The sequence below is a fragment of the Limosilactobacillus albertensis genome, assembly GCF_014145555.1.
Lineage (GTDB): Bacteria > Bacillota > Bacilli > Lactobacillales > Lactobacillaceae > Limosilactobacillus > Limosilactobacillus albertensis.
Map to the genome: position 1 here is coordinate 135,914 of NZ_JACIVD010000065.1, position 24,989 is coordinate 160,902.

A 24,989-nucleotide genomic window follows, 5' to 3' on the forward strand; every position below is an offset into this window, starting at 1 on the left:
GTAAAAAAGCGAAGTGGTAACTCCTTTTTATTTGTTCATGGATGAAATAAGAACCTATTCTGTGCTAAAATTGTTAACTGTATATGTAGATTTAAATTACTGGAAAAGAGGTAAAGAGAATGGCCAGTAAAATCACTGAGCAACAGGTAGAACACGTTGCTGAACTTGCTAAGCTTGAATTCCCTAAAGATGAACTTGGTAAGTTTACCACTCAATTAGGAAACATTATCGATATGTTTGAGGACCTCGAAGCGGTTGATACTGATGGTGTTGAACCAATGACATCAGCAACCGATCGGGTAAATGTAATGCGTGAAGATAAGGCAGTTAAGAGTTCAAAAGAAGAACAAGAAGCCTTGCTTAACAATGCGCCCGAAACTGATGGTGGATACATCAAGGTTCCGGCAATTCTTGACGAAAGTGAGGACGGCGAATAATGGACTTTTACCAAACAAGCTTGAGTCAATTGCATGATGATTTGGTAAACAAGAAAATCAGTGCAACTGAATTAACTAAGGAAACTTTTGACCACATCAAAGGCAACGAGGACCAAGTTAAGGCTTTTATTAGCTTAAATGAAGATCAAGCAATGAAACGAGCTGCAGAAATTGATGCTAAGGGTATTAGCGCTGACCAATTAACTGCTGGTGTTCCGCTTGCTGTTAAGGATAATATCTTAACAAAGGACTTAACCACAACGGCTGCTTCAAAGATGCTTGAAAACTTTAACCCTGTTTATGATGCTACTGTTGTTGAAAAGTTAAATAGTGCTGGCTATATTAACGTTGGTAAGACTAACCTTGATGAATTTGCGATGGGTTCATCAACTGAAAATTCAGCATTCTTTACAACTCATAACCCATGGGATCTTACGCGGGTTCCTGGTGGTTCTTCAGGTGGTTCTGCGGCTGCGGTTGCTGCTGGGGATGTTTTAGGTGCGCTTGGTACTGATACAGGTGGTTCTATCCGGATGCCAGCTTCATTTAACGGTGTTGTTGGGATGAAGCCTACTTATGGCCGTGTATCACGTTGGGGAATTATTGCCTTTGGTTCAAGTTTTGATCAAGTCGGTTGGTTAACCCAAAACGTCAAGGATAATGCATTGTTGACTGCCTTGATCAGCGGAAACGATGAACGGGATATGACATCTTCGCTTAAAGAAGTTCCGGATTGGGCAGCGCAGTTAAATGAAAATACAAATGTTAAGGGCTTACGAGTTGCGGTACCAAAAGAATACTTTGATGGTTTAGACGAAGATGTTCAAGAAGTAATCAAGGCTGCTTTAGATCACCTAGAATCCCTTGGTGCAGTTATTGATGAAGTAAGCTTGCCACATACTAAGTACGGGGTTCCAGCTTACTATATTTTAGCCTCATCTGAAGCATCTTCTAACCTTCAACGATATGATGGAATTCGTTATGGCTTTCGGGCTGCCGATGTTAAAAACTTAGAGGATGTTTATGTTCGTTCTCGTTCAGAAGGTTTTGGTGAAGAAGTTAAACGGCGGATTATGTTGGGGACCTTCTCTCTTTCTGCTGGTTTTTATGATGCTTACTTTAACAAGGCTGCGAAAGTTCGGCGCTTAATTGCTCAAGATTTTGAAGAAGTATTCAAGGATCATGATGTAATTATTGGTGCTACTGGTGCTTCAACTGCATTTAAGATTGGTGCAGAAATTGATGACCCACAAACTATGTATATGAATGATGTCCTCACTGTTCCTGTTAACATGGCCGGCCTTCCAGCAATGTCTATTCCTGCTGGATTCTCGGCTAAAAACGGAATGCCGGTTGGTCTGCAAATCATTGGTAAAGCCTTTGATGAACAAACCATTTACAATACAGGTTATGTTTTTGAACAGACAACTGATTTCCATAAGAAGACACCAAAGTTAGGAGGTCAAAACTAAGATGAACTTTCAAACAACAATCGGTCTAGAAGTCCACGTTGAATTAAAGACTAATTCAAAGATTTATAGTCCATCCCCCGTTGAATACGGTGACCAGCCTAACGCTAACACCAACGTTATTGACTGGGGATATCCTGGTGTATTGCCAAGCTTAAACAAAGGTGTAGTTCATGACGGAATCATGGCCGGCCTTGCTCTCCATGCGCAAATTGCCCACCATATGCACTTTGATCGAAAAAACTATTTCTATCCTGATAATCCAAAAGCCTACCAGATTACACAGTCGGATACGCCAATCGCTCATGATGGTTGGATTGAGATTGAAGTAAATGGTAAGAAGAAAAAGATTGGGATCAAAGAAATGCATATTGAAGAAGATGCTGGTAAGAACACGCACACCAGCAAGTATTCATATGTTGACTTGAACCGGCAAGGGACCCCATTAATCGAAATTGTTTCTAAGCCGGACATTGCTTCACCAGAAGAAGCCGTTGCCTACTTGGAAGCATTGCGTCAACGAATTCAGTTTACGGGAATCTCTGACGTGAAGATGGAAGAAGGTTCTATGCGGGTTGATACCAACATCTCAATTCGTCCAATTGGTTCTGATGAGTTTGGAACTAAGACTGAAATGAAGAACATCAACTCCTTTAACTATGTTCGTAAAGCATTAGCGTTTGAAGAAAAACGTCACCAAAATATTTTGATGTCAGGTGGAACAATTGCCCAGGAAACTCGTCGTTATGATGAACCAACGGGAACAACAATCTCAATGCGGACAAAGGAAGGTTCCGATGATTATCGTTACTTCCCAGAACCAGACTTACCACCAGTAAATGTTAGCGATGAATGGATTAGTGAAATTGAAAGTGAAATGCCAGAAATGCCTGGTGAGCGTCGTGAACACTATGTTAAGGATCTTGGATTAAGTGATTATGATGCAATGGTTCTTACGCAGACAAAGGAAATGTCTGACTTCTTTGAAGAGGCTGTTAAAGACGGTGGAGAACCAAAGCGGGTAGCTAACTACTTAATGAACGATGTAAATTCATACTTGAACGATAAACAAGTTGATTTACAGGATACCAAGTTAACCCCTGCTAACCTTGCTGGAATGGTGAAGTTAATTGAAGACGGTACTATTTCTTCTAAGATGGCTAAGAAGGTCTTCAAGGGTATCTTAGATGGTGAGGAGCCAAATGCTTACGCTAAGGAACATGGTCTTGTTCAATTATCTGATCCTGCTCAGCTTCAGCCAATCGTTGATGAAGTACTTGCTAATAACGAACAGTCAATTGAAGACTTCAAGAATGGTAAAGATCGGGCTGTTGGTTACCTAATGGGCCAAATTATGAAGCAAACTCGTGGTAAAGCAAACCCACAAGTTGTTACTCAATTATTGATGAAGTCTTTAAAGGCTAAATAGTTAGGAGGGATGACCGTGCGAAAACGTGCTCGGATAATTTATAATCCTACTTCGGGGCGTGAGACTTTTCGTAGCGACCTCGTAGATATCCTATCGATTTATGAAAAAGCAGGTTATGAAACTAGTGCTTTTGCGACTACTCCTGCTCCTAACTCAGCCAAAAATGAAGCTACTCGTGCTGCTAAGGATGGTTTTGATTTAATCGTCGCAGCTGGTGGCGATGGGACGCTTAATGAAGTGGTTAATGGAATTGCCGGTTTGGAGCACCGGCCGACATTAGCCATTATCCCTGCCGGAACAACGAATGATTATGCGCGGGCATTACGAATTCCACGAGATGATCCGATTGCGGCGGCTAAGTTAATCTTGAAAAAGAATAAGAAGTTTAAGATTGATATTGGTCGTGCGGGTGATAATTACTTCATGAACATTGCTGCTGGTGGGACAATGACAGAGGTAACCTACGAAGTCCCATCCCAAATGAAATCATTATTTGGCTATGCTGCTTATTTTGCTAAGGGTGCAGAATTAATCCCACGAATTAAACCAATCGAAATGCTGATTAAGTATGATGGGCAAGAATATCGTGGCAATGCAACAATGTTTATGATTGCCCTTACTAACTCAGTAGGTGGTTTTGAACAGATTGTCCCTGATGCTTCTCTTGATGATGGTAAGTTTACAATGATTATTGTCAAGAAGAGTAATGTCATTGATATGCTAAGTTTAATGGCAAAGGCGCTTCAAGGTAAGCACCTTGATGATCCACGAATTATTTATGCTAAGGCGACTGATATTGAAGTCATTCCATTAAATAAGGAAGACCGCTTAATGGTTAACCTTGATGGCGAATATGGTGGTGACGCGCCGATGCACTTCCATAACCTAAAACAGCACTTAGAAGTGATTGCTAATTTGGATGAAATTCCTGAAGATGCGATTACAACTTCTGCTGATTTTAAGCGAGTCGAAAAAGACTTTATGGATGGAATTGATGATATTAAGGACCAGGAAAATAAGTAAATAGAACGGTCAGCTTCTGGAAGAGGAAGTTGGCCGTTTATTTTGCTATAATAGTAAAAGTTTGTAACGTTGAAATTAATGGAGGAATAACCTTGAAACTAAACATTCCAGTACATAAAAATGAAGAATACCCTGCTAAAGTAGTTGACCTAACTTATGAGGGTAACGGGGTTGTGAAGATTGACGATTTCCCAGTCTTCGTGCCCAATGCTTTACCAGGGGAAGAGATTTCAGTAAGGATTACTAAAGTTGCCAGTCACTTTGCCTGGGGTCGGGTAATGGCATGGCAAAAGAAGAGTCCTGACCGAGTTGATGTTAAGGATAAGAAGTATATCCAGACGGGGATTGCTCCGCTTGGTCACCTTAAATATGAGGCCCAGTTAAAGTTTAAACAGCACCAAATAGCTGAGTTGCTGGCAAAGGCACATTTAGATGAGATTGAAGTATTGCCAACGATGGGGATGGACAAGCCCTACCATTATCGGAATAAGGCCCAAGTTCCTGTGAAGGCGGTTCGTGGTCAATTAGAGACTGGTTTTTATAAGCGGGGGAGTCATACCTTAGTACCAATTGAAAACTTCTATATTCAAGATCCGGTCATTGATAAGACGATTGTGGTTGTCCGTGATTTATTACGGAAGTACCATGTAACACCGTACGACGAGCGAACTGGCAAAGGTGCTATTCGGACAGTGATGGTGCGTCGGGGCTATTACAGTCATGAGGTAATGGTTGTTTTGGTTACCAACATCAAACGTTTACCGATGGAAAAGCAAATTGTCGACGGGATTATTGCTGAGGTGCCAGAAGTAAAGAGCATCGTTCAGAATATCAATGATAAGAAGACTAATCGTTTGCTTGGTGACAAGAATAAAACGCTCTGGGGTGCCGATGAAATTCATGATCAATTACTTGGCATTGATTTTGCTATTTCCCCATTATCGTTCTACCAAGTTAATCCGCAACAAACTGAACGTCTTTACCAAACTGCCATTGATAATGCGGGCTTAGATGGTAGCCAGACAGTTATTGATGCCTATTGTGGAATTGGGACGATCTCATTAGCCGCTGCTAAGCATGCTAAGCAGGTCTACGGGGTTGAAATAGTTCCCACAGCGATTGAAGATGCCAAGCACAATGCCAAGCGTAACGGCATTAAGAATGCCCAATTTGTTGTTGGTAAGGCGGAAGAGCAATTAGCTAAATGGCAAGAAGAAGGTTTGAAGCCGGATGTCGTGATCGTTGACCCACCACGCAAAGGGTTAGCAGAATCGTTGATTGAAGCGACTGGTAAGATGGCACCACAGAAAGTGATCTATGTTAGCTGTAATCCTGCAACTTTAGTTCGTGATATCCAACGTTTTGCTGAGCAAGGATACCATGTAACAAAGCCAATTCAGCCAGTGGACCAGTTCCCACAGACGACACATGTCGAGAGCGTAACGGTCCTTGAGCGGAAAAAGTAGGACGCTAGAAACCGCGCCGTTAAGGCATTTATAAAATCAAAAAATGTGTATCTTTTTGTGACCAGTTTCCACAGATAGATACACCTTTTTTGTATGGAACTGGAAATGTTGATTTAATAGGCTTTGGCCTTAGTGGTGATCAGTTTCCACAGACTACCTGCAAAATTGGCTTAATTTCGGGGCGACCAATTCCCGCAATTAGTGTTGATATGTTCCCGCAGATTGAGTTGATCAATTTCCACAAAGAAAGTGACAGTTTCCTACAGTTAGATGATATAATTACCTATCAACTTATTACTAAAGGGGCAGAGTGATATGAAGAAAAATGATGTTAAGCTACAGACTAAGGTAAACAATGATTTGCGTACTGAACGTGAACAACAGTATAGGCGGATCATTAAAAGGCATCGGGCAGCATGGTTAGTTTTGTTTATTGCCACAATTGCGCCAACCGACTACTCACTAGCCCATCAATTAATTTGGCTGCACTATATTTTCGTTGCTCTTTTTGCAGCGACTACCATTTCCATGGGCTATTGGTATCATCGGTTAAATCAACTACTTCATCCCAAAAACTGATAAATGAAGACAAAAAAACCCAGCCAAATTAGCTGAGTGCGGTAATGGTTAACTTACATTTTGACTGTAATCACTTCACCATCCTTGAAAGTAAAGTCAATTTTGCTTTTGAAGATGGTGATTTTTTCTATCAAGAGGCGGACCAGTTTTTCATCAAACTTGGTGAGGCCACCTTGATAGGTTTGGAAGAAGGACTGGATGTTCTTCAGGTTGGAGCGTTTGATGTCGTAGTCGATTTCCTGTTGTATAAGCTGTTCACGTTGTTTTCGTAAGGCTTGGACCTGTTCAGTTAATTGCTCGACGTTCTTATTGTGGGTACTCATATTCAAGAGCAATAACTGTTGATCTTCTAATTGTTGGTCAAGCTCATCCAGGCTAGGGCCGGTGGTGCCTTTGGTGACTTTAAGAATGTTGGCGGCGATTTGCTTATCAGCAAGTTGATGTTGTTGGATCAACTCGTTCATGGCCTTTAAGCTGGCTTCTTCTAGATCAGCTTCAGTGATTGTCCGCCCCATGCAGCGTTTTCCTTTATGGTTCCAGTGAAGGCGGGAATAGCAGCGCCAGACGTTGACCTTTTCGACCTCGCCAATCCTTGGTCGATACCAAACGCACCGGGTGTAGATGTCCTTGCAGCGACCACAGTAGACAATCGAGGAAAAGCAATAGGCGTTAGTATAGCCATGGTGATGCCCACCTTCTGTTGTGAAGCCCTCTCGGCGCATATCCAAGAGCTTCTGGACTTGGTAGAAGACGGCACGGGAGATAATAGCAGGGTGGTTGTTCTCTACATAGTACTGTGGCACTTGGCCGTCATTTTTGACCCGCTTCTTGGTTAAGAAATCTACCGTATAAGTCTTCTGCAAAAGGGCATCACCGATGTATTTTTCGTTACGGAGAATCTTGATAATCCCAGACGAATGCCACTGCGTCCGACCGATACCATTCTTGATGCCTTCTTTGGTCAGCTCGCGGGCAATTTCAATCGCACTTTTTCCCGTCAGGCATTCATAGAAGATTCGCTTGACGACTTTGGCTTGTTCAGGATTAATGACCAGGTTGCCATCATCATCTTTATCATAGCCAAGAAAGCGGGCAGTATTGACGATTACTTGGCCACGTTGATAGCGGTACTGAAGACCAATCTTAATATTACGCGAAATGGATTCACTTTCTTGTTGGGCAAGTGATGCCATAATGGTAATTAGGACTTCACCCTTGGCGTCCATCGTGTTGATGTTTTCCTTTTCAAAGAAGACCGCAACATGAAGTTCTTTTAATTCCCGGATATATTGCAAGCAGTCGATGGTGTTCCGGGCAAACCGGCTGATGGACTTGGTGACGATGAGGTCAATTTTACCTTGCTTGGCGTCATCAATCATCTGGTTGAACTGATTCCGCTTCTTGGTATCCGTTCCAGAAATTCCATCATCAGCATAGATACCAGCTAGTTCCCACTTGGGATTCTTGGTGATGAATTCTTTATAGTGGGCTATTTGGGTTTCATAACTTGATGCTTGATCTTCGTAGAGGGTTGAGACCCGGCAATAGGCAGCTACTTTGAGCTTAGCTTCCGATTCTTCAATTTGTCGGTTTCGATTACCTTGTTTGACTTGGGCGGGGATAATTCTAACTTTCGCCATAGACTTCCACCTCACTGTAAATTAATTGATAGATATGTTCAGCCTGTTTAAAAGCATCATCAGAGTATCTATTGATGATCCCGCGGTAAAACTTGGTGGGCGGAGTTGGTTGCTTTTTAGGCTTCCGGACAATCTGCTTTTTCAGTTGCTTCTGTACCTGCTTGAAGTTGGTAGTGGTAATGATTTGTGGGTAGCCGTCTCCACCAACATATTTATTTGAAGTTAAGATTCGCAAAACAGAAGTATGAGTTAAGTTAAATTGGCGCGCTAGATGATTGCGAGTCTGGCCAGCAAGAAAACCAGCGAAGATTTGCTTGATTACATCAGCTTGGTCAGGGTTGATGACAATTTGTCCGGCTTGCCATTGATAACCGTATTTAAGCTTTGACATGATGTTTACTCCCTTCAGTTAGATTTAATCCACACTTGAGGTGGAAAGTAAGATTATGGTCTTGATCGACCGTGATTGATTCAATAATTTGTTCAAAGAGCTCGGCGTTGAACGCTGTTAAATAGTTGCTTCTTTGGCATAGTTTCAAGAGTTCATGAGTCAGTGGCAATTTGGAATTTTGGTCACCTAATAGTTGCTTGAGGCGCTCAATTTCACTTTGCAGGTTGGCAATTTCCTGCTCAAGTTCGGCATCTTGCTTAGTAAAGAAGTCCTTTTCAATCAGCTCTTGTTTTCTGAGCTGTTGGAGATTATCTTGTTTATCTTTGGCTTCTTTGAGTTCGGTTTCAACTTGGCTGAGTTTAGCTGCCTGTTCCTGGTTTTGATCGGCCTGGAGTTGTTCGACTAATGGTTCTAATAGGAACTTCTGGCTAAAGATCAGCTTGTTTACCATGGTGCAAAAGGCAAGATGCAGGGCGTCTTCACGAATCGACTTCACTGGGCAATCTTTAGCACTCTTAATGTGGGTTTGACAGCCCCAGCAGACTTTGCCACTACGGCTTTGTCTTTTAAACAGCTTCTGGCAATTTCCACAGTAGATTTTGCGACTAAAAGTATGTCTTTGTGGCTTAGCCTTTGCTTGTGGATAAAATTTTCGCTTGAGCATGATGATCTTTTGCACCTGTGTAAAAGTGGCTTGATCAATAATCGCTGGGTGGTGTTCTTCAATGATGATTTTGCCTTGTTCACCTTGGTTAGGGTGGCGGTGGTATTCATCATCCGTGAAAGTCTTTTGAAACTCGGTCGTGCCCAAGTAGACCGTATTTTGTAAAATTCCTCGAATAGTGGAGTCATGCCACTTGCCGTTTCGTTTCGTGGAAATAGCTTGTTCATTGAGCGTTTGGGCAATCTGGCCAGGGCTTTTACCCTCGATTGTCCAATTGAAGATTCGGAGCACCACTTTTCGTTCAATCGGATCAATTATTAAATCCCGATTGGCATCTTTTTGGTAGCCGTAGGGGGGAAGCGAATAATGAAACACTCCGTTACTGGCACGCTGTTGATAACCTAAGCGGACATTATGGGCAATTGATTGTGATTCATCCTGAGCTAAACTACCCAGTACCGAGAGGATTAATTCACTATCCATACTGTCGGTGTTGATGTTTTCTTTCTCAAAAATGACGGGAATATCCAGTTGTTTAAGCTGGCGAATGATTCGCAAGCAGTCAGTGGTGTTGCGCGAGAAGCGACTGATCGATTTGGTTAACACCAGGTCAACTTGCCCGTTTTGGCAATCCTTTAACAGCGCTTGTAAGCCAGGACGGTTTTGCGCTTTGGTGCCAGAGATGCCATTATCATAGTAGATTTTATGCAGCAGCCAGTTAGGTTGCTGCTGGATGTAGCTTTTAAAATGATCTTGTTGATTAGCTAGGCTGTCTTCTTGTTCATCACTATTAGTTGAAACCCGGCAATAAGCAGCTACTTGTAAGGTTGCCTGGACTTTTGATTGTGGTTTAGTAAGTTTAGTTACGCTTGCCATTTTATGTACCTCCTTTCATCAGTGTGTGATGTTAGCTCTAAAACCTTGATATAGCAACGATTCAGACCATTAACTCAGCTAATAGTGGTGGGAATGATTGCCGGTTTAATTTTTCAATTTCTTCAAACTGACTTTGATTGATTAGTCCGCGAGCTAGAAAATCTTCTGCGATGGCTTGGGCTTGATGGTAGTGCAAGTCATCAATGATTTCTTGGGTCGTAATTTTAAATTCCATTTTCGGTTTATCCATTGTAATCACCTCTATTTAATAGCCAGGAAAAATCGAAAAATAAACCTGTGCAAAAGAAAAAAGCCTGCGGAAATTAATCCACAGGCCAAACAGGAGGTTATTGATCATTATGATCGTCATTTTTACCGTGCAATTGTTTGAGCACTTCCTTGAGTTTTTCAGGAACAGGCAAGCCTAGGCGAGAGGCATTTTCCAATAGTGAGATTCCTTCATTGGAAACATAGAAGAAAATCGTGGCAGTGCGAATTGCGGAGCCATTTTTAAGTAGGTAGACATCCAGGGCATGAGCGATTCCTACCAAAACTAAGATGAGGACTTTACGCATAATGCCCTTAAAGCCAATTTCACTGGATAGCTTCCGTTCACTGATGGCACAAAGGACACCAGTCAGATAGTCCACCGCCATGAAAATCAACAGGACATAAAGTAGGTCATCCAAGCCGCCTAAGAACCAGCCTAAAAAGGCTCCGACAATCCCAAACCATGAATTGATGGGAAAGGCACTTATACTAATCTTCATTTGGTGGTCGCACTCCTTTACTATAATTTGCTTTGATTTCTAAGTATTCATTCCGATACTTAACGTTATCAATAAAACCAATGTTGTAGCCCCGGCCATCAAACCAAATATTGGTTTTTTCGTCGATGTCTGGGCGATAGCGCACGATAAAAGAGAGCTGCTTTTCGAGTTTTACTGAAACTGCAGTATAGTATTCTTGTCCATGAAGAGCAGAGACTTTAGCCCAGACATTGGCAAAGACAACATTTCTTTCCAATGGCTGATAAGTATTAGGATTACGGCCATAGGTTTCGATTTTCATTAATTGAATCCGCTGGTTTAATTCGCCAATATCAGCAATCTTGCTGGTTCGGTTATTTTGTTTTTGCATCTAAAAGGCCTCCTTTCGATAAGGTGTTAAGATAGCCCGCAGAAACTTGACCATGGCATCAAAGTCCGCTGTTTCCCGGTACTCATAAAGATAAGCCAAGCAGTAGAGGACAGCGGTGTGGATATCTTCTGGCACCTGATCGAATGAACTGAGTGGTTGGCGCAGAATATTTTCGACGATTGTGGTAGCAGAATTGATTAAGCGGGTAATCAGTTGGTCTTCGCTAGTGCCATCAATCCTTAAGTAGGTCTTAGCTTCATCCAAACTAACAATTTCCACAAAATCCCCCCCTTACTTAGCGGCCATTGATAGGTATTTGATAGCTTCAGGCAAGATTACCTTAGCATCGACACGTTGTGAACCTAAAAATCCCACTTGACCAGTTACAGCGTAGAGTTCGTTGAGACGTTTGAAGGTTCGGCCTTGACGATCGGCAATCCAGTAGTAGTTGAAGTCTCCAAATAAAACCGGCTTGTTGCTGGCAGCTAAAGTTGGCATGTATTGACTGGTAAGAACCGGGCAGTTAAGAATGCGATCGGGTTGACCTGCTTGCACAGAAGGTTGCCAGATGTATTGATCGTTTTTGTCTTTCAGTTTGCGGACAGCTTTGACAGTGTCATCGCTCATGATGAAGACAGCATTCTTGCGGTAAGGTGCTCTCAAGGAATAGAAGAGATCAATCAAGTCATCGAAGTTAATGTCGGTTGCACTCTTGGCAGTTGAGCCTAAAGTAGCTCCAGTGGTGTCATTAAGAATTCCGGTTGGCTGTCCACTTCCTGTCCCGGTTAAGAAGGCCTTTTCTTCTGCATCACCCAATCGGCGACCGAACTCTTCAGACAAATAGCCCATTAAGTTAAAGGCGGAATCGTTGAGAAGTTCTTCGGAAACTTTGATCAAAGTACCAAGTTTGTGCGCACCAAGGGATACTTGACTAAATTGAGTATTGGATTCGGTGTAGGCAGCTTCTTCTTCCATCCAGGCAGCCGTTCCTTCAGTTGCCACAAGTGGAATCTTATGTTCACCGCTGTTGGTTTTGATTACATGGCTGATTGAACGAAGAATATTTGCTTCATGAAGCTTTTGAATCAGTTGCTTTTCAAATTCATCTGGGACTAAGTAGCCACCATCAGGGTCCGTGCCTTCTTTTAAGGCATTAGTCACTGGTGCCTGTCCGCGCATTAAGTTCCAGAAGTCTTGGCTGTAGTTTGTGACTAGTCCTTGCTTATCAGTAGCAGGATTGGTGGTTAAAGGTTGACTTGTAGGCAGTTTAAGCTGGTTATCGATTTCCATTTGTTTAGTGAGACGGTCGATTTCCTTGCCAAGACTTACCACGTCAGCTTCCATCTTTTCATAGGTGGCATTATCTTCAGCCGACAAGACATCACTTTCTTGGTGCTTTTCGTCTAAAAAGTCCTTAGCTTGTTGCCAAATCTTGGCACGCTTGGTTTGTAGTTCAGTTAATTTACTCATTGAAAAATTCCTCCTTGAAGTTAGTGGGGTAGTAAAAAGAGCCGCCTTTGTAGCGACTCAATTGGGTAGTGATTTTTGGATTGTAATTTGTTGAGAATTTGCAGGGTGCTTTGGTGTTCAGAATAAGTGTAGCTGTCAGAGACTGATTCGGCGTTGAGCACTTCATCAGCAAAGCCTAACTCAATCGCCTTATTCGGATTCATCCAAGTCTGCTCATCCATTAGGGCAGCAATCTTGCCTCGGGGCAGGCCGGTCTTAATTTCATAGGCATTGATGATACTTTCCTTAGTTTCATCAAGTTGCTGGATTGCTTTGGCCATATCAGAACGGTTGCCGGCTGCAATGGTTAATGGATTATGGATCATCATTAAAGCAGTGGGGGCCATTGAAACTTTGGTGCCAGCCATGGCAATGACTGAAGCTGCCGAAGCCGCAATGCCAGCTATTTTGACATTAACGTCATTCGGATAACTCATTAACATGGTGTAGATTTGACTAGCAGCTACACAGTCGCCGCCGGGAGAATTGAGCCAGACATCAATCGGGCCACAGCTTTGATTTAATTCGTCTTGAAAAACTTGGGGGCTGACTTCATCATCAATCCATGAATCAGGAGCAATGGTCCCGTTGATGGTTAAGGTTGGGGTATTATTTTCGCTGCTCCAATTCCAGAATCGTTTCATGCTTGATCACTTCCTGTCGTTTTAGTTTGATAAAATTGTCCTGCATCCTTAACTGGTAGCATATTGCCGTTGACCAGATATTCATCGCCACCATCCTCAGTGGGGATTCGATTAAGATCTTCTAATTCGCGGATATCATTAGCTGAGAGCCAGCCGTTTTGGCGACCGATTGCGTAGCCATTCATCCGGCTTTCATAGTCACCACGCATTAGGCCATCAACATTGAACTTGATGAAATAACGGCCTTGTTCTTCTTTACTAAGAAGTTGTTGGTTCATGGCTTGTTCCCAGCGAACACACCAAGGATTCAAGGTGTACTTCACAAATTCGAGAGATTGTTGTTCGATATTAGAAAAAGTCGAGCGCTCTAAGTCCCCAATCATGTGTGGTGGAATTCGGAAGATGCGGGCAATTTCATCTAATTGGAACTTTCTGGTATCTAGGAACTGTGCTTGGTCCGGAGGAATTGATAATTGGTGAAAAGTCATGCCTTCTTCTAATACCGCAATACTATGACCACTGGGGCCTGAGAATTGAGATTGCCAACTTTTCCGAAGGCGCTCGGGATCTTTGACAACACTGGGGTGTTCGAGAATACCGCCTGGCGTCGCATCATTTTTGAAGAAGGTAGAACCATACTGCTCAGCTGCTAAAGACAGACCAATGGCATTTTTAGCCATTGCAATCGGACTGTAGCCAATTAGACCATCAAAGCCAAGGCCAGCAATATGCAAGACCTCATCACTTAGAAGAACGACTTGTTTTGACTCGTCCTTGGCTTGGTAGTCATCATAGTTGCGCGTGTAGGTGTAATAAAGCTCACCATTGCGAGCTCGGTTAACATCCATGCGATCAGGCATTAGGGGATAGAGCCCGGTAATTTGCCCCTGGCCATTACGGATGATCTGGGCATAGGCATTGCCCCAGAGCAGGAGATGGTTCATCATAGTTTCTCTAAAAATGAAACTGGTCATCTCAGGATTAGGGGCATCATGAAGCAGGAAGGATAATGAGTGGTCATTAACCCGTTGCTTGCCACCATCATCAGTTAGCTGGTAAAGATGCAAAGGTAAGGTCGCTAAACTTTCAGCAAGAACGCGGACGCAGGCATAAACGGCCGTATTTTGCATGGCAGTTCGTTCAGTCACGTTTTGCCCAGCCGTAGTGCTGCCAAAGAGAAATGACATGGTACTGGACAAGGTGTTTTTAGGTGAGGCCTTGTTGGTGTGAAATAGTTTATTGAAAATACTCATTGTGAAATTCCTTTCGTGGCTTTGATTCAATACTTATGAGACAATAAAGGTGTCACATGATAATTCGAGAGGTGATATTTATGGATAAAATTCCAACAGCAGAAGATTGGGTAGAGCTACTCAAAAATTATCCAGTTGAAGATATTGAAATAGATGAGAATGGTCACTATGATCCTGAAAAACATCCTGAGTTTCACGACTGGATGGTTAATGGCTAAGGAGATAGTTGTTAGTAATCCTGCTGAGATTAAAGAGACAACACAGAATTTAAGGCTGTACTACTACATGTGTTATAGCCTTTTTGAATCAGAGCATAATAAAAGCACCGACCCGCTAAAAGTCGATGCCTTAGTGTTTATTAGTTATCGTTTTCATGTTTAAGTAGCTGTGCTTGTACTTGTTCAGCAGTGAAAGTTCTTCCGTTCTCAAAATCGGAGAAGCCTTTTTGAATCTCATTATCAAATTGTTCTTTGGTTAGTAATGAGATATCAATTGGCGCTTTGCCTTGCTCATGGTTCATAACAATCTTCCTCGCTTTCTTGAATCATTATATCAACAATAATCCGCGATTGTCATAAACAGAATCTCCATCACCGCCTTCATTGCGGATAGCGCGATCAAGCCCCATGATAGTAGCGACAACGCCATCAATCTTCTCAGTTGACTTGGCTTTGTCAGGCTTAATATTGCCGGCTGGATCAGTGCGAATGTAGATGTTATCCATCATCCAGCGTAGGACTGGTTGGCCGCCATGAGCGATTTTCTTCTCTAAGGTTAAGCGCATCAGTTCTTTAGTTGGCGGGGTCATATCCTTGAAGCCCTGGCCAAAGGGAACCACAGTAAAACCCATGCCTTCGAGATTTTGAACCATTTCGACAGCGCCCCAACGGTCAAAGGCAATTTCTCGGATGTTGTACTTCTTTCCCAATTCTTCAATGAAATGCTCGATGTAGCCGTAATGGACAACATTGCCTTCCGTTGTTTGCAAGAAGCCCTGTTGTTTCCAAATATCATAAGGAACATGGTCACGTCGCACCCGCAAATCAACGTTATCTTCTGGAATCCAAAAGTAGGGCAGCAGGGTGAAGCCTTCACTGTCATCAAGTGGCGGAAAGACTAAAACAAAAGCCGTGATATCGGTTGTCGATGATAAGTCAAGCCCGCCATAACAAGGTCGTCCCCGCAATTGATTAGGATCAACTGGAAAAGCACACGCGTCCCATTTATCCATCGGCATCCAGCGGACATCTTGTTTTACCCATTGGTTTAAGCGAAGCTGGCGGAAAGTATTCTCTTCTGCCGGGTTTTCTTTGGCCGAATTATAGGCATCTTTTACCTTTTCCATAGCTACGGTAACGCCTAAAGAAGGATTGGCCTTTTTCCATACTTCTGGATCTGACCAGTCTTCTTCGCGATCAGCCCCATAGATAACCGGGTAAAATCGCGGGTCATGCTTGCGGCCTTCCATGATGTCGAGCGCCTTTTGATGAACTTGATAACAAATGGAATGCTCATCGGTTCCAGCAGTGGTAATCAAAAAGTAGAGTGGCTGGGTTCTGGCATCACCGGAGCCTTTAGTCATCACGTCATATAACTTACGGTTTGGCTGGGTATGCAGCTCATCAAAGATTACTCCTGAAACATTGAAGCCGTGCTTGGAGTAGGCATCCGCTGAGAGGACTTGGTAGAAGCTGTTGGTTGGTTCATAGATCAGCCGTTTTTGCGAGGCGAGGATCTTACAGCGCTTCTTTAAGGCTGGATTCATCCGCACCATGTCAGCCGCAACATCAAAGACAATGGCAGCTTGTTGGCGATCAGCGGCGCAACCATAGACTTCAGCTCGCTCTTCGCCGTCTGCACAACAAAGCAATAGGGCAACAGCGGCAGCAAGTTCAGATTTACCTTGCTTTTTAGGAATTTCTACATAGGCTGTGTTGAATTGGCGGTAGCCATTGGGTTTCAAAATACCAAAAAGGTCACGAATGATTTGTTCTTGCCAGTCGATTAATTCGAAAGGCTTCCCGGCCCAGGTGCCCTTAGTGTGACAAAGGCACTCGATAAAGGAAACCGCAAAGTCAGCGGCATCCTTGTCGTAAGTAGAATCTTTAGCCATAAAGCGGCTAGGCTGATAATTCTTGAGTTTATTCAAAGAGGGATCACATCCTTTCGGGTAGCTAAAAAGGCACTGACTATAGTGGTCAATGCCTTAGTTGGTTAATTGAATTTTCCTGTCATGATTAAGTTTAAATATCCGGCTCGATCTTCATGAATGTACTCGGTAAGGTCGTGGCAGTTGTAGTAATAGGCTAAGCGCTCAACATTTGGCACATCAAACATGTTTACTTCGCCAGTATCTCTGATGGTTAAGACTTGCTTGCGAATCCGGTCGCGCTTAGCTAATTCATCTTCAATTCTACGCATGGTTAGTGGCCTCCTTCCTAAATGCACATGAGCCATGAAGCTTACTCAGTAGAATCTTTCTTGCTTCCTTATACTCAGGCCCAATGAAGCCAAGCTGAAGGAGAAAACAGCGGAAAGCATAGCGCGGATTTTCGTATTCGCGCGGCTGCGTGATTACTCGGGTTCGTTTTTTGGCGTAATCAACCAGGTGATTTAAAAAGAGCTGATAAGCCTCAGATTCTTTTGGATCGATTTCCTTAAACCAGTCTAAGCTCACTTTTTCGTCCGTTACCTCTAGCGGTAAGCTATCAATGGCAAGGGCTTCTTTGATTAAGTTGCCCTTAGCCCAGATTAGCTGGCGTAAATGGTCGAGAGAAGATTCATCAAAATTCTGGCGGTTATAGCTGAGCTTTAGGTTGATTTTGTCATCTTTAGGATTAAATCCTTGCTTTGCCAAGTCTATTAATAAGGGTTGGATGTTTTCCTCCTGGTACACCAATTCACCATTTTGGGTGACAGTGTAGGGACCAATCTTATAAGCGTAGGTTGGTGTGTATTGGTATTCGGCCTTGCAGTTTGTGAAGTTGGCAATGGCCGTGACTAATTGCTTGCGGTTTTTACCTGTTACACCAAAGTTAATAATCATTTTCTGTACCTCTCTTTCGTTTTGGTACTGTATATATCACTCTGAAAGGCACAGATAGCAAGGATTTAGCGAGTTATTTATCACGCTTTACCACTTCAGAGTAGGGGATTGTTTTCCCATATCGCTCCACAGATACATCTTGAACAGAGCCAACTTGCTCGATGTAACGTTTGATAATAACGTCGCAGTATTTTTCATCCAGTTCCATCATGAAGCAGGTTCGCTTGGTTTGCTCACAGGCAATTAAGGTTGAACCAGAGCCACCAAAAGGATCGAGTACCGTGCAGTTGGTCATGGTCGAGTTCATGATTGGATAGGCCAAGAGTGGAATAGGCTTCATGGTTGGATGTTCTTTGCTTTTCTTAGGTTTATCGAACTCCCAGATAGTTGATTCCTTGCGGCCAGTGTACCATTCGTGTTTGCCAGTTTTCTTCCAGCCATAAAGAACGGGTTCGTGTTGCCACTGGTAAGGCGAGCGGCCTAAAACTAAAGATTGCTTCTTCCAGATGCAGCAACCAGATAAATAAAAGCCAGCATCTTGAAAAGCGCGACGGAAGTTTAATCCTTCCGTATCGGCATGGAAAACATAGATGCTGGCATCATCGGCCATAGCTTGATTCATATTTTGAAAGGCATCCAGAAGAAATTGATAGAACTTGTCACTGGCTTGATGGTCATTTTTGATCTTGCCAGCTTTGCTTTGGTAGTCGACGTTATAGGGTGGGTCAGTAAGAACCAAGTTAACCTGCGTTTTACCGAGCAACTTTTGGTAGGATTCTGCTTTAGTCGCATCACCGCAAAATAGGGTGTGGCGACCAAGATGCCAAATGTCCCCAGCTTGAGAAAAGGTGGGCTGCTTTAATTCAGCATCAACATCGAAATTGTCATCCTTAGTGTTGCTATCAGTTTCTAGCAGGTCGGCAATTTCACTTTCGTCAAAACCAGTTAGGGAAACATCAAAGGCAGATGCTTCTAAATCAGAGATTAAGAGGCCAAGTTTGGCTTGATCCCAGGCACCACTGATTTTATTTAAAGCAACGTTGAGGGCCTTTTCTTTGGCTTCATCAAAGTCAACAACTACACAGTCGACTTCAGTAAGACCTTCGTCTTGAAGGATTTTCAAGCGTTGGTGGCCACCAATGACGTGGCCGGTTTGTTTATTCCAGATGATTGGGTCAACATAGCCAAATTCGTGAATTGAGCGTTTTAGTTTTTCAAATTCTGGATCCCCAGGCTTTAAATCTTTACGAGGATTATAGTCTGCAGGGATTAGTTTATTGATCTTTTGTTTGATAATTTGCATTAGTATTTTCCTTTCCGGGTTCTTAATAGCCGCTCCATCACATCATCTTGAGGAGTAGTGCCTTGATAAGCGACCGCGTTGTTTTCTTTGACCACTTGAAAAATCTGAAACCAAAGCTGACTAGATTGCTTCATGTAATCCCGGCTCATTGCCACGTAAGGTGAAGCGATGGCATTGCCAGTTGTGGGGTGGCGGGCTAGAAAGCCAAACTTTGAGATACACTCTTCACATTGAATCCAGCGACTGACGCTGACTGCGTATTGCTCAATTAGCTGGCTGTTGACTAATCGTTCACAGCCACGTTCGACCAACCATTGCCAAGTTTCTTTGAAGATGTCTGCGGCATCAAATTCGAGCCCGCTTTTTTGCTCGGCCTTCAGGTACTTTTTAACGGGAGGCATCACATGACCTTCAAGATTAGCGGGTTCTGGCAGGTCGATTACATTTGCTTCTTGCCCGTCAGCGAGCTTATCATGCAGTGATTTAGGTTTTCGTCCAGCCCCGACCCTTGCGCCACCCCGATTAGTACCATCTTTAGCCAAGTTATCCCTCCTCTCTAATGGTGGGGGTTAATACCCCGTTTGAAATCAAATTTTTGTACGCGAAGGCCCACGCCCGTTCCCGCGGTGCTCCTCCTTAAGGATTTGAATGGGCCCTCCCTAGGTTAATAATGATAAACACGAGGCTTTTGGTGCCAGCGGTCGTCCATTTGTGCGGTGATGCGTGAGTGGCAGGCTTTACAAAGTGCCATTAAGTTTTTGAAGTCATTAGTTCCACCGTGCTCAAGTGGCAAGACGTGGTGGACTTCAGTAGCCTTAGTAAAGCGATCTTGCGAGCGACACATCTCGCAGAAGGGGTGGAGGCGCAGGTAGCGCTGACGAATCTTGGGCCAACCACGGTGGTAGCGTTGGTGATGAGTTTTTGGTCGTTGGTAGTGATTGTAATTGTGATTCATGACTTGAGTGTGCTTCTTGCAGTAAGTTTGATGAGTAAGCTGGGGGCAGCCAGGGTAGCGACACGGTTTCTTTGGTGCGTAAGGCATAAGCAAGCCTCCTTTCTGCGGGCATAATAAAAGCCCAGTGGTCGCTTAGAACCACTAGGCTAGTCGAGTAGCTATTACTTTACACTATTAGTATACCACCGCTCGATAAGAAAAGTGTTCGGATTTTTACCGACTTAGTGGTGGCTGCCATAAAGCAAAAGCGTCAGGTGATCGAGGGCTTGATTTTTCTTGTTGTAAGCAGTCGACTTGGCAATGAAGAAGTGGTCACTGACAAGTAATAGTCCCTTGTTTACTGATTGGTTAGGTGTTCGGTAACAGACATCAAGCAACCACTGCTCATCTTCAGTTAGTTCTTGCCAGGCGGGTTCAAACCACTTTAGGTAGGCTAGTGCTGCCTGGTAGCGTTCGTTGGCCTGTTCTAATTTTGTCAGGCCTTCAATCAGATGATCTTCTTGATGATTGCCAAAACTTGCTCTGCCAGTTGTTAATTTAGGTTGTGGGCTAGTAATGCCTAACATCTTATCTTGAAGATGGCTGCGCTGGTTTTGATAATCATCAATGATGAAGCGCATATCGTTGTAGTCTTTTAAAGCTGCGATGGTCGCATTGCGTTTATCCAAGTAGTTCCACATAATGTTGTTCATGCTCCTTACCTCCATTAAGTTCTGCCTTGACAGCTTCAATCAAGGCCAGCTGGCTCTTATCCTTTCTGGCTAAGGCCTGCATAATTTGTTCATCGATCGTGCCACTGGTAATTAAGTGGTGGATGACAACCGGCTCCTTTTGTCCTTGGCGCCAAAGCCGAGCGTTAGTTTGCTGGTACAATTCTAGACTCCAAGTCAGGCCAAACCAGATAAGGGTGGAGCCGCCAGCTTGCAAGTTTAAACCGTGACCAGCAGCAGCTGGATGAATGATGCCGATAGGAATCTGACCCTCATTCCATTCTTTAATGTCGGCAGCGGTTTTAATTTCACGAACCTTGAAGCGCTGTTTAATCTGAACCAAATCATGCTTGAACCAATAGGCGATCAAGACTGGCTTGCCATTAGCGCCTTCAATTAAATCTTCCAGGGCATCAAGCTTTCTCTGGTGGATAAGAATCTGGTGTTTGTCCTCATCGTAGACGCAGCCGTTAGCCATCTGGGAGAGCTTATTGGCCAGCGATGCCGCATTTAAAGCATTGATTTGTTGGTGCTTGACCTCTACGATGAGTTGATTTTTCAAAGTATCATAGGCTGCTTGTTCACTGGAGCTTAACTTTACTTTGACTTGGTTCATGGTTAAAAGCGGCATCTGCAAGTAATCTTTACTGCGCATGGAGATGGTGATGTCATTAATCTGATCATAGATAGCCTCTTCGGCGTGTGGCTTTGGTTTATAGGTCCAAACCACATATTGATTACGTTTGTCTGGCAAAAAGTAACGCTCGCGATAATGAGAGATGTATCGTCCTAATCTTTGCCCCATGTCTAGCACCTTGAATTCGGCCCACAAATCCATCAAGCCATTGCTGGACGGCGTACCAGTTAAGCCGACGACACGTTTAACGAGAGGGCGAACTTTCATTAAGCTCCTAAAGCGTTTAGCTTGGTAAGACTTGAAACTTGATAATTCATCGATGACTAACATGTCAAAGTCAAAGGCAACACCAGAATCTTCTACCAACCACTTCACGTTTTCGCGGTTGATGATGTATAGATCTGTATCTGCTAGTAGGGCAGCTTTGCGCTGGGCAGGGGAACCAATTACAACTGAGTAGCTGAGGCCTTTTAAGTGGTCCCATTTCTGGATCTCATCAGGCCAGGTGCTTTTGGCCACCCGCAATGGTGCAATCACTAAAACCTTGTGGACCTGGCCTTGCTGGATGAGTTGATTGATGGCGGTTAAAGTGATGACGCTTTTGCCTAAACCCATGTCCAGTAAAATCGCAGCAATGGGGTGTTCTAAGATAAAGTTAGTCGCGTAGGCTTGGTAAGGATGGGCTTTGTATTTCATTCAGGATTCCTCCAATCTGATTTAAGTTGTCACAGACAAAGACCTTAAAGCCCAAGTCTTGTAGTTGCTTGATGCAGTTAACTTGCAGAGGGCGAGGGCGTTTGCCGGGAGCTTTCATTTCGACAAAGCCCATCAGACCATGTGGCAGGAGCACAATTCGGTCTGGTACTCCGGCCATCGATGGTGAAGTGAACTTCAGGCACAGGCCACTGCGCTGTTTGGTGGCTTTAACAAAGGCTGCTTCAATTTGTTTTTCTCGCATTTGTAAGATCTCCTTTCAATTAAGTTTATCCAGCTGTGTTGGTCGTGATGGTCATCTTCCTATCTTTCTATATATTTTATTTACTCTTTTTACCTTCTATATAAAGTTATAGAAGAGAGTAACACGACATACACAGTAAAGTTAAAGTGCTGATATAAAGGCATTCTTGATGATGATTAAGTGCAGGTCGGTGTTAGTCGAGGAAGTCTTCTGCTTTCAGACATAAACCATAAACCAGGACCCCGCTATTTTTGCGATGACGTTTAAAGCCGGCATTTTCTAGAGCCGTGTAAAAGTCGGATGTGCTTCTAGTGTATTCTCCAATACCCTGACAGTATTCACGGTATTTTTGATAGAGTTCTCCTGACTTTTGCGTATAATCATGGCCAACCACACATTTTTCAGAAATGAAGTGTCCCAGCCAGTCGTTATCAGCGTGATAATCTTGAATGGCCTGCTTTACAACTTTGGGGGTGCTTAACTGGTAATTTTGCTGGATGATGCGCTGTGCACCCTCAATAATCCATTGCAAAACTGCTGGCCCCGCTTGCTCGGTTAAGTAGGCTGTGTAGTTTTTAATATCTGAGCGACCAGTGATTTTTGCCTTGAAGGGGATCACGATTAAACGTCGCCAAATACCGTCATCATTACCGCCAACATGGGGTAGGTAGTTGGTATAGAGGACAATCGTGTGGCTAGGTGTAAAGGAGAAGGGTTTCATATATTTCTTTTCGGCATAGATTTCATCCGTTGAACAGAGCTGCTTGATGGTGGAAGTGTTGAGCCGCTTACCTTCTTCAAGTTCAGCCGAGATAATGAGTCGCTTGCCCTTTACTTCTGCCATTTCAGGCTTAACATTGCGTCGGACACCAACAGTCAAAGCATCTGATGATAAATGGCCGGTATAGCTGCCAAGAACGCTAGCGATAGTGTTCCAAAAGGTTGATTTACCATTGCGACCATCGCCATAAGCAATAATTAGGGCCTCAAGGTAAACTTGACCAATGGCAACTAAACCGACAATTTCTTGAACATAATTAATTAAGTCCTGGTCATTACAAAAGAAAGTATTCAGGGCTTCTTGCCAGATATCCATTCCTTGAGGACTAGGAGCGCAACTTGTAGATTTAGTAATCAACTCACTGGCCGTAATATCTTGCTTGCCCCGCATTCCTTTTTTGAGATTGAATGGACCAACAGGTGTATTCAACAAGAATGGATCCGCGTCAAACTCGTTCAATTCTTTATTAAGTAGTGGCCGGGAGTTAATTAATACACCACTAATTCCGCGCACACTTCGTTCTTTTAAGATGAACTTTTGGTATTGGATAGCTTGCTCATAGTCATTTAAGGTTTGAAGTTGGGTATCGTTTAATTCTTTAATGGCTTTAGCTCGCCCGAGGTTTTTAACCAGCAAACTGACCCCATTTTGATTGATGACTTTCTTTGCTTGCTCAATGCGAATTTGAGCATCATTTAATTGCCTGTCAGTGAAGCGTTGAACTTCACCTAACGCTAAGGGTTCTGACTCCTGCCAAATCTTGCCATCAAACCACATGAAGCCCGATTGGCTGGTGTAACAAACTCGCTGCTTACAGTTATCAACAAAGACGTAAGTTTCGCCGGTATCAGAGTAATCACTGGGTTGTAGAGTATCATCGGGCTGATTGTACTCAGCTGGTGGCACATAGCCAGGCCGGGCGGCCATCTTCTTGCCAAACTTCAAAGCGCTGTGCCAGATTGCGTTGAGTTCCTGATCAGGTAATGGTGGATCACACTTATCGGCTTGATCAAGAAAGGCTTGGTAGGCCTGGTCAGTTGCACCTAGCCGCATAATGACTCGGCCAGCAAAATGAGAAAGGGTGGCATTGCGCTTGCCTTCTGGTATTTGGTTAGCTGCTTGATCAAAGAAACGTTTGCTCATCATGAACTGATCTACCGTTAAGCTGCCTTCATGCAAATCAACTTTAGTAGCAGGCGTGCCAAAAACAAACCGAGCCGCATCTAAAGCATTAGCATCAAAATAAGGAAAATAGCGCTGGATCTCATGCTTGAGCTCGGCATAAGTTTTGGCATCTTTGATGGGGTGGATTGGAAAATACACGTGAAACTTTGGCCGAGCCGCTTTGCCATGTTTTTCCTTCATGTGGTTACGGGAAAAGGTAATCGCGTAAGCCACGTCTTCAAAGTAATTTGATAGATCGCTGGGTTTAATCCAGCCACCTGGGTCTTCGGTGTGGTCATTATCACAATCCATTACCAAGCAGTCAGCTTGAAGAAAATTAGCTAGCGAGCGTTGTCCATTTTTAAAAAGCCCGCAAACATGGTCATTTTTAACTGCCGTTTGCAAATCTGAAGCAGAATTAATTTCTTGGACACTTTGATAATGGGTGTTGCTGGCAATGCCGCTAACTGTTGCAACTGAAAGAGTGAACTTCATTTTTACCAAGCCTCCATATCTTCATTGAAATAGCGAACGGGGATATCTTTAGCAAAAGCCTTCTTGATGAAGAACTTCATGTCACGAGTCGGCACGCCAAAAGACCAGACTTCTTCGCACTTAGCTAATAGCACTAAGCAAAGAAAGTTCATCACTTGAAAATCATGGTAGTGATGGAGGTTAACAAACTGGGGGAAGTAGAGCTGAGGGCAAATTGGAATCCCGCCAACTTCGTGGATATAACGGCAATAATCCCGCACTTGAGTTAGAACCTCTCTATCACCTTTGACTACTTCGCTAAAAGGTGCAGCCACAAAAATTAATGGGCGGTAATTTGGGTTAGGTCGCCCTATGCGCAGCTTTTTGATAGCTTCTGGAGCTTGAAGAATTTCTTCTGACATTTGTTTCAGATCCTTTCTA

30 protein-coding genes are annotated in these 24,989 nt (G+C 43.4%); 8 read left to right on the forward strand and 22 right to left on the reverse strand.

All coding sequences use genetic code 11. The annotated features are described in order from the left end of the window. The first annotated feature begins 119 nt into the window (after positions 1-119). From gatC to H5S41_RS07365, 7 genes are all read left to right on the forward strand, one after another. Entirely contained in the window at positions 120-437 is a 318-nt protein-coding gene (gene gatC, locus H5S41_RS07335; RefSeq protein ID WP_153709945.1) for an Asp-tRNA(Asn)/Glu-tRNA(Gln) amidotransferase subunit GatC, read from the forward strand. Further along, on the forward strand, positions 437-1,909 hold the full coding sequence (gatA, locus tag H5S41_RS07340; RefSeq protein WP_182602833.1) for an Asp-tRNA(Asn)/Glu-tRNA(Gln) amidotransferase subunit GatA: 1,473 nt from the start codon (positions 437-439) through the stop codon (positions 1,907-1,909). The genes gatC and gatA overlap by 1 nt, the downstream gene beginning before the upstream one ends. Before the next feature lies 1 nt (position 1,910). Next, on the forward strand, positions 1,911-3,335 hold the full coding sequence (gatB, locus tag H5S41_RS07345) for an Asp-tRNA(Asn)/Glu-tRNA(Gln) amidotransferase subunit GatB (protein WP_182602834.1): 1,425 nt from the start codon (positions 1,911-1,913) through the stop codon (positions 3,333-3,335). 9 nt (positions 3,336-3,344) lie between these two features. Next, on the forward strand, positions 3,345-4,358 hold the full coding sequence (locus H5S41_RS07350) for a diacylglycerol kinase (RefSeq protein WP_182597658.1): 1,014 nt from the start codon (positions 3,345-3,347) through the stop codon (positions 4,356-4,358). Positions 4,359-4,450: 92 nt separating this feature from the next. Then, complete coding sequence (gene rlmD / locus H5S41_RS07355; RefSeq protein ID WP_182602835.1) at positions 4,451-5,824, forward strand: 23S rRNA (uracil(1939)-C(5))-methyltransferase RlmD; 1,374 nt, start codon at positions 4,451-4,453, stop codon at positions 5,822-5,824. A gap of 89 nt (positions 5,825-5,913) precedes the next feature. Continuing rightward, positions 5,914-6,138 carry a hypothetical protein gene (locus tag H5S41_RS07360; protein WP_003672660.1) on the forward strand — a complete coding sequence of 75 codons (225 nt, stop codon included), beginning with the start codon at positions 5,914-5,916 and terminating at the stop codon, positions 6,136-6,138. 1 nt (position 6,139) lies between these two features. Beyond that, complete coding sequence (locus H5S41_RS07365; protein WP_003672659.1) at positions 6,140-6,403, forward strand: hypothetical protein; 264 nt, start codon at positions 6,140-6,142, stop codon at positions 6,401-6,403. A gap of 53 nt (positions 6,404-6,456) precedes the next feature. Here H5S41_RS07365 and H5S41_RS07370 read toward each other — a convergent pair whose 3' ends face one another. The 10 genes from H5S41_RS07370 to H5S41_RS07415 form a co-directional block, all read right to left on the reverse strand. Next, on the reverse strand, positions 6,457-8,043 hold the full coding sequence (locus H5S41_RS07370; RefSeq protein ID WP_182602836.1) for a recombinase family protein: 1,587 nt from the start codon (positions 8,041-8,043) through the stop codon (positions 6,457-6,459). Then, positions 8,030-8,434 (reverse strand): recombinase family protein, encoded by a 405-nt coding sequence (locus tag H5S41_RS07375; protein ID WP_003672657.1) that lies wholly within the window; start codon positions 8,432-8,434, stop codon positions 8,030-8,032. Before H5S41_RS07375 ends, H5S41_RS07370 begins: the two co-directional genes overlap by 14 nt. Then, positions 8,421-9,974 carry a recombinase family protein gene (locus H5S41_RS07380; RefSeq protein WP_003672655.1) on the reverse strand — a complete coding sequence of 518 codons (1,554 nt, stop codon included), beginning with the start codon at positions 9,972-9,974 and terminating at the stop codon, positions 8,421-8,423. The genes H5S41_RS07375 and H5S41_RS07380 overlap by 14 nt, the downstream gene beginning before the upstream one ends. A 61-nt stretch (positions 9,975-10,035) precedes the next feature. Beyond that, positions 10,036-10,224, reverse strand: coding sequence for an SHOCT domain-containing protein (locus H5S41_RS07385; RefSeq protein WP_003672653.1), 189 nt, complete (start codon positions 10,222-10,224; stop codon positions 10,036-10,038). A gap of 97 nt (positions 10,225-10,321) precedes the next feature. Next, positions 10,322-10,744: a phage holin family protein gene (locus H5S41_RS07390; RefSeq protein WP_003672651.1), complete on the reverse strand. Its 423-nt coding sequence runs from the start codon at positions 10,742-10,744 to the stop codon at positions 10,322-10,324. Further along, positions 10,734-11,114 (reverse strand): phage head closure protein, encoded by a 381-nt coding sequence (locus H5S41_RS07395; RefSeq protein ID WP_003672649.1) that lies wholly within the window; start codon positions 11,112-11,114, stop codon positions 10,734-10,736. The genes H5S41_RS07390 and H5S41_RS07395 overlap by 11 nt, the downstream gene beginning before the upstream one ends. Beyond that, the gene (locus tag H5S41_RS07400; protein WP_003672647.1) at positions 11,115-11,393 is read right to left on the reverse strand and encodes a head-tail connector protein; all 279 of its coding nucleotides are present in this window, start codon (positions 11,391-11,393) and stop codon (positions 11,115-11,117) included. It abuts the gene before it with no gap. A 12-nt stretch (positions 11,394-11,405) separates the two neighbouring features. Continuing rightward, the gene (locus H5S41_RS07405) at positions 11,406-12,584 is read right to left on the reverse strand and encodes a phage major capsid protein (protein ID WP_003672646.1); all 1,179 of its coding nucleotides are present in this window, start codon (positions 12,582-12,584) and stop codon (positions 11,406-11,408) included. Between the two features lie 20 nt (positions 12,585-12,604). Next, the gene (locus tag H5S41_RS07410) at positions 12,605-13,267 is read right to left on the reverse strand and encodes a head maturation protease, ClpP-related (protein WP_003672645.1); all 663 of its coding nucleotides are present in this window, start codon (positions 13,265-13,267) and stop codon (positions 12,605-12,607) included. Then, a complete protein-coding gene (locus H5S41_RS07415; protein ID WP_162854411.1) occupies positions 13,264-14,520 on the reverse strand; it encodes a phage portal protein in 1,257 nt (418 codons plus the stop codon). The genes H5S41_RS07410 and H5S41_RS07415 overlap by 4 nt, the downstream gene beginning before the upstream one ends. A gap of 80 nt (positions 14,521-14,600) precedes the next feature. Here H5S41_RS07415 and H5S41_RS07420 point away from each other — a divergent pair, with 80 nt between their 5' ends. Next, complete coding sequence (locus tag H5S41_RS07420; RefSeq protein ID WP_225361166.1) at positions 14,601-14,738, forward strand: AbrB family transcriptional regulator; 138 nt, start codon at positions 14,601-14,603, stop codon at positions 14,736-14,738. A gap of 140 nt (positions 14,739-14,878) precedes the next feature. Here H5S41_RS07420 and H5S41_RS07425 read toward each other — a convergent pair whose 3' ends face one another. The 12 genes from H5S41_RS07425 to H5S41_RS07480 all read right to left on the reverse strand — a co-directional run bounded on the left by H5S41_RS07425 (position 14,879) and on the right by H5S41_RS07480 (position 24,970). Then, positions 14,879-15,040: a hypothetical protein gene (locus H5S41_RS07425; RefSeq protein ID WP_003672640.1), complete on the reverse strand. Its 162-nt coding sequence runs from the start codon at positions 15,038-15,040 to the stop codon at positions 14,879-14,881. Between the two features lie 27 nt (positions 15,041-15,067). Then, positions 15,068-16,669 (reverse strand): terminase large subunit, encoded by a 1,602-nt coding sequence (locus H5S41_RS07430; RefSeq protein ID WP_013923830.1) that lies wholly within the window; start codon positions 16,667-16,669, stop codon positions 15,068-15,070. 65 nt (positions 16,670-16,734) lie between these two features. Beyond that, complete coding sequence (locus tag H5S41_RS07435) at positions 16,735-16,941, reverse strand: DUF5049 domain-containing protein (RefSeq protein ID WP_182602837.1); 207 nt, start codon at positions 16,939-16,941, stop codon at positions 16,735-16,737. Then, complete coding sequence (locus tag H5S41_RS07440) at positions 16,934-17,566, reverse strand: hypothetical protein (RefSeq protein ID WP_180874792.1); 633 nt, start codon at positions 17,564-17,566, stop codon at positions 16,934-16,936. The genes H5S41_RS07435 and H5S41_RS07440 overlap by 8 nt, the downstream gene beginning before the upstream one ends. Positions 17,567-17,639: 73 nt before the next feature. Continuing rightward, positions 17,640-18,869 (reverse strand): site-specific DNA-methyltransferase, encoded by a 1,230-nt coding sequence (locus H5S41_RS07445; RefSeq protein ID WP_003672636.1) that lies wholly within the window; start codon positions 18,867-18,869, stop codon positions 17,640-17,642. After that, positions 18,869-19,411, reverse strand: coding sequence for a P27 family phage terminase small subunit (locus H5S41_RS07450; RefSeq protein WP_003672635.1), 543 nt, complete (start codon positions 19,409-19,411; stop codon positions 18,869-18,871). Before H5S41_RS07450 ends, H5S41_RS07445 begins: the two co-directional genes overlap by 1 nt. Before the next feature lie 122 nt (positions 19,412-19,533). Beyond that, positions 19,534-19,911 (reverse strand): HNH endonuclease, encoded by a 378-nt coding sequence (locus H5S41_RS07455; RefSeq protein WP_087448602.1) that lies wholly within the window; start codon positions 19,909-19,911, stop codon positions 19,534-19,536. Positions 19,912-20,045: 134 nt separating this feature from the next. Next, positions 20,046-20,504: a restriction endonuclease gene (locus H5S41_RS07460; protein ID WP_259395111.1), complete on the reverse strand. Its 459-nt coding sequence runs from the start codon at positions 20,502-20,504 to the stop codon at positions 20,046-20,048. Next, positions 20,485-21,867, reverse strand: coding sequence for an SNF2-related protein (locus H5S41_RS07465; RefSeq protein WP_180874791.1), 1,383 nt, complete (start codon positions 21,865-21,867; stop codon positions 20,485-20,487). The genes H5S41_RS07460 and H5S41_RS07465 overlap by 20 nt, the downstream gene beginning before the upstream one ends. After that, positions 21,827-22,129 (reverse strand): VRR-NUC domain-containing protein, encoded by a 303-nt coding sequence (locus H5S41_RS07470; RefSeq protein WP_141783098.1) that lies wholly within the window; start codon positions 22,127-22,129, stop codon positions 21,827-21,829. The genes H5S41_RS07465 and H5S41_RS07470 overlap by 41 nt, the downstream gene beginning before the upstream one ends. A 193-nt stretch (positions 22,130-22,322) precedes the next feature. Beyond that, positions 22,323-24,569, reverse strand: a complete 2,247-nt coding sequence (locus tag H5S41_RS07475) for a phage/plasmid primase, P4 family (protein ID WP_141783097.1) — start codon at positions 24,567-24,569, stop codon at positions 22,323-22,325. A gap of 2 nt (positions 24,570-24,571) precedes the next feature. Then, positions 24,572-24,970 carry a DUF7768 domain-containing protein gene (locus tag H5S41_RS07480; protein WP_087449017.1) on the reverse strand — a complete coding sequence of 133 codons (399 nt, stop codon included), beginning with the start codon at positions 24,968-24,970 and terminating at the stop codon, positions 24,572-24,574. Between the last annotated feature and the right edge of the window lie 19 nt (positions 24,971-24,989).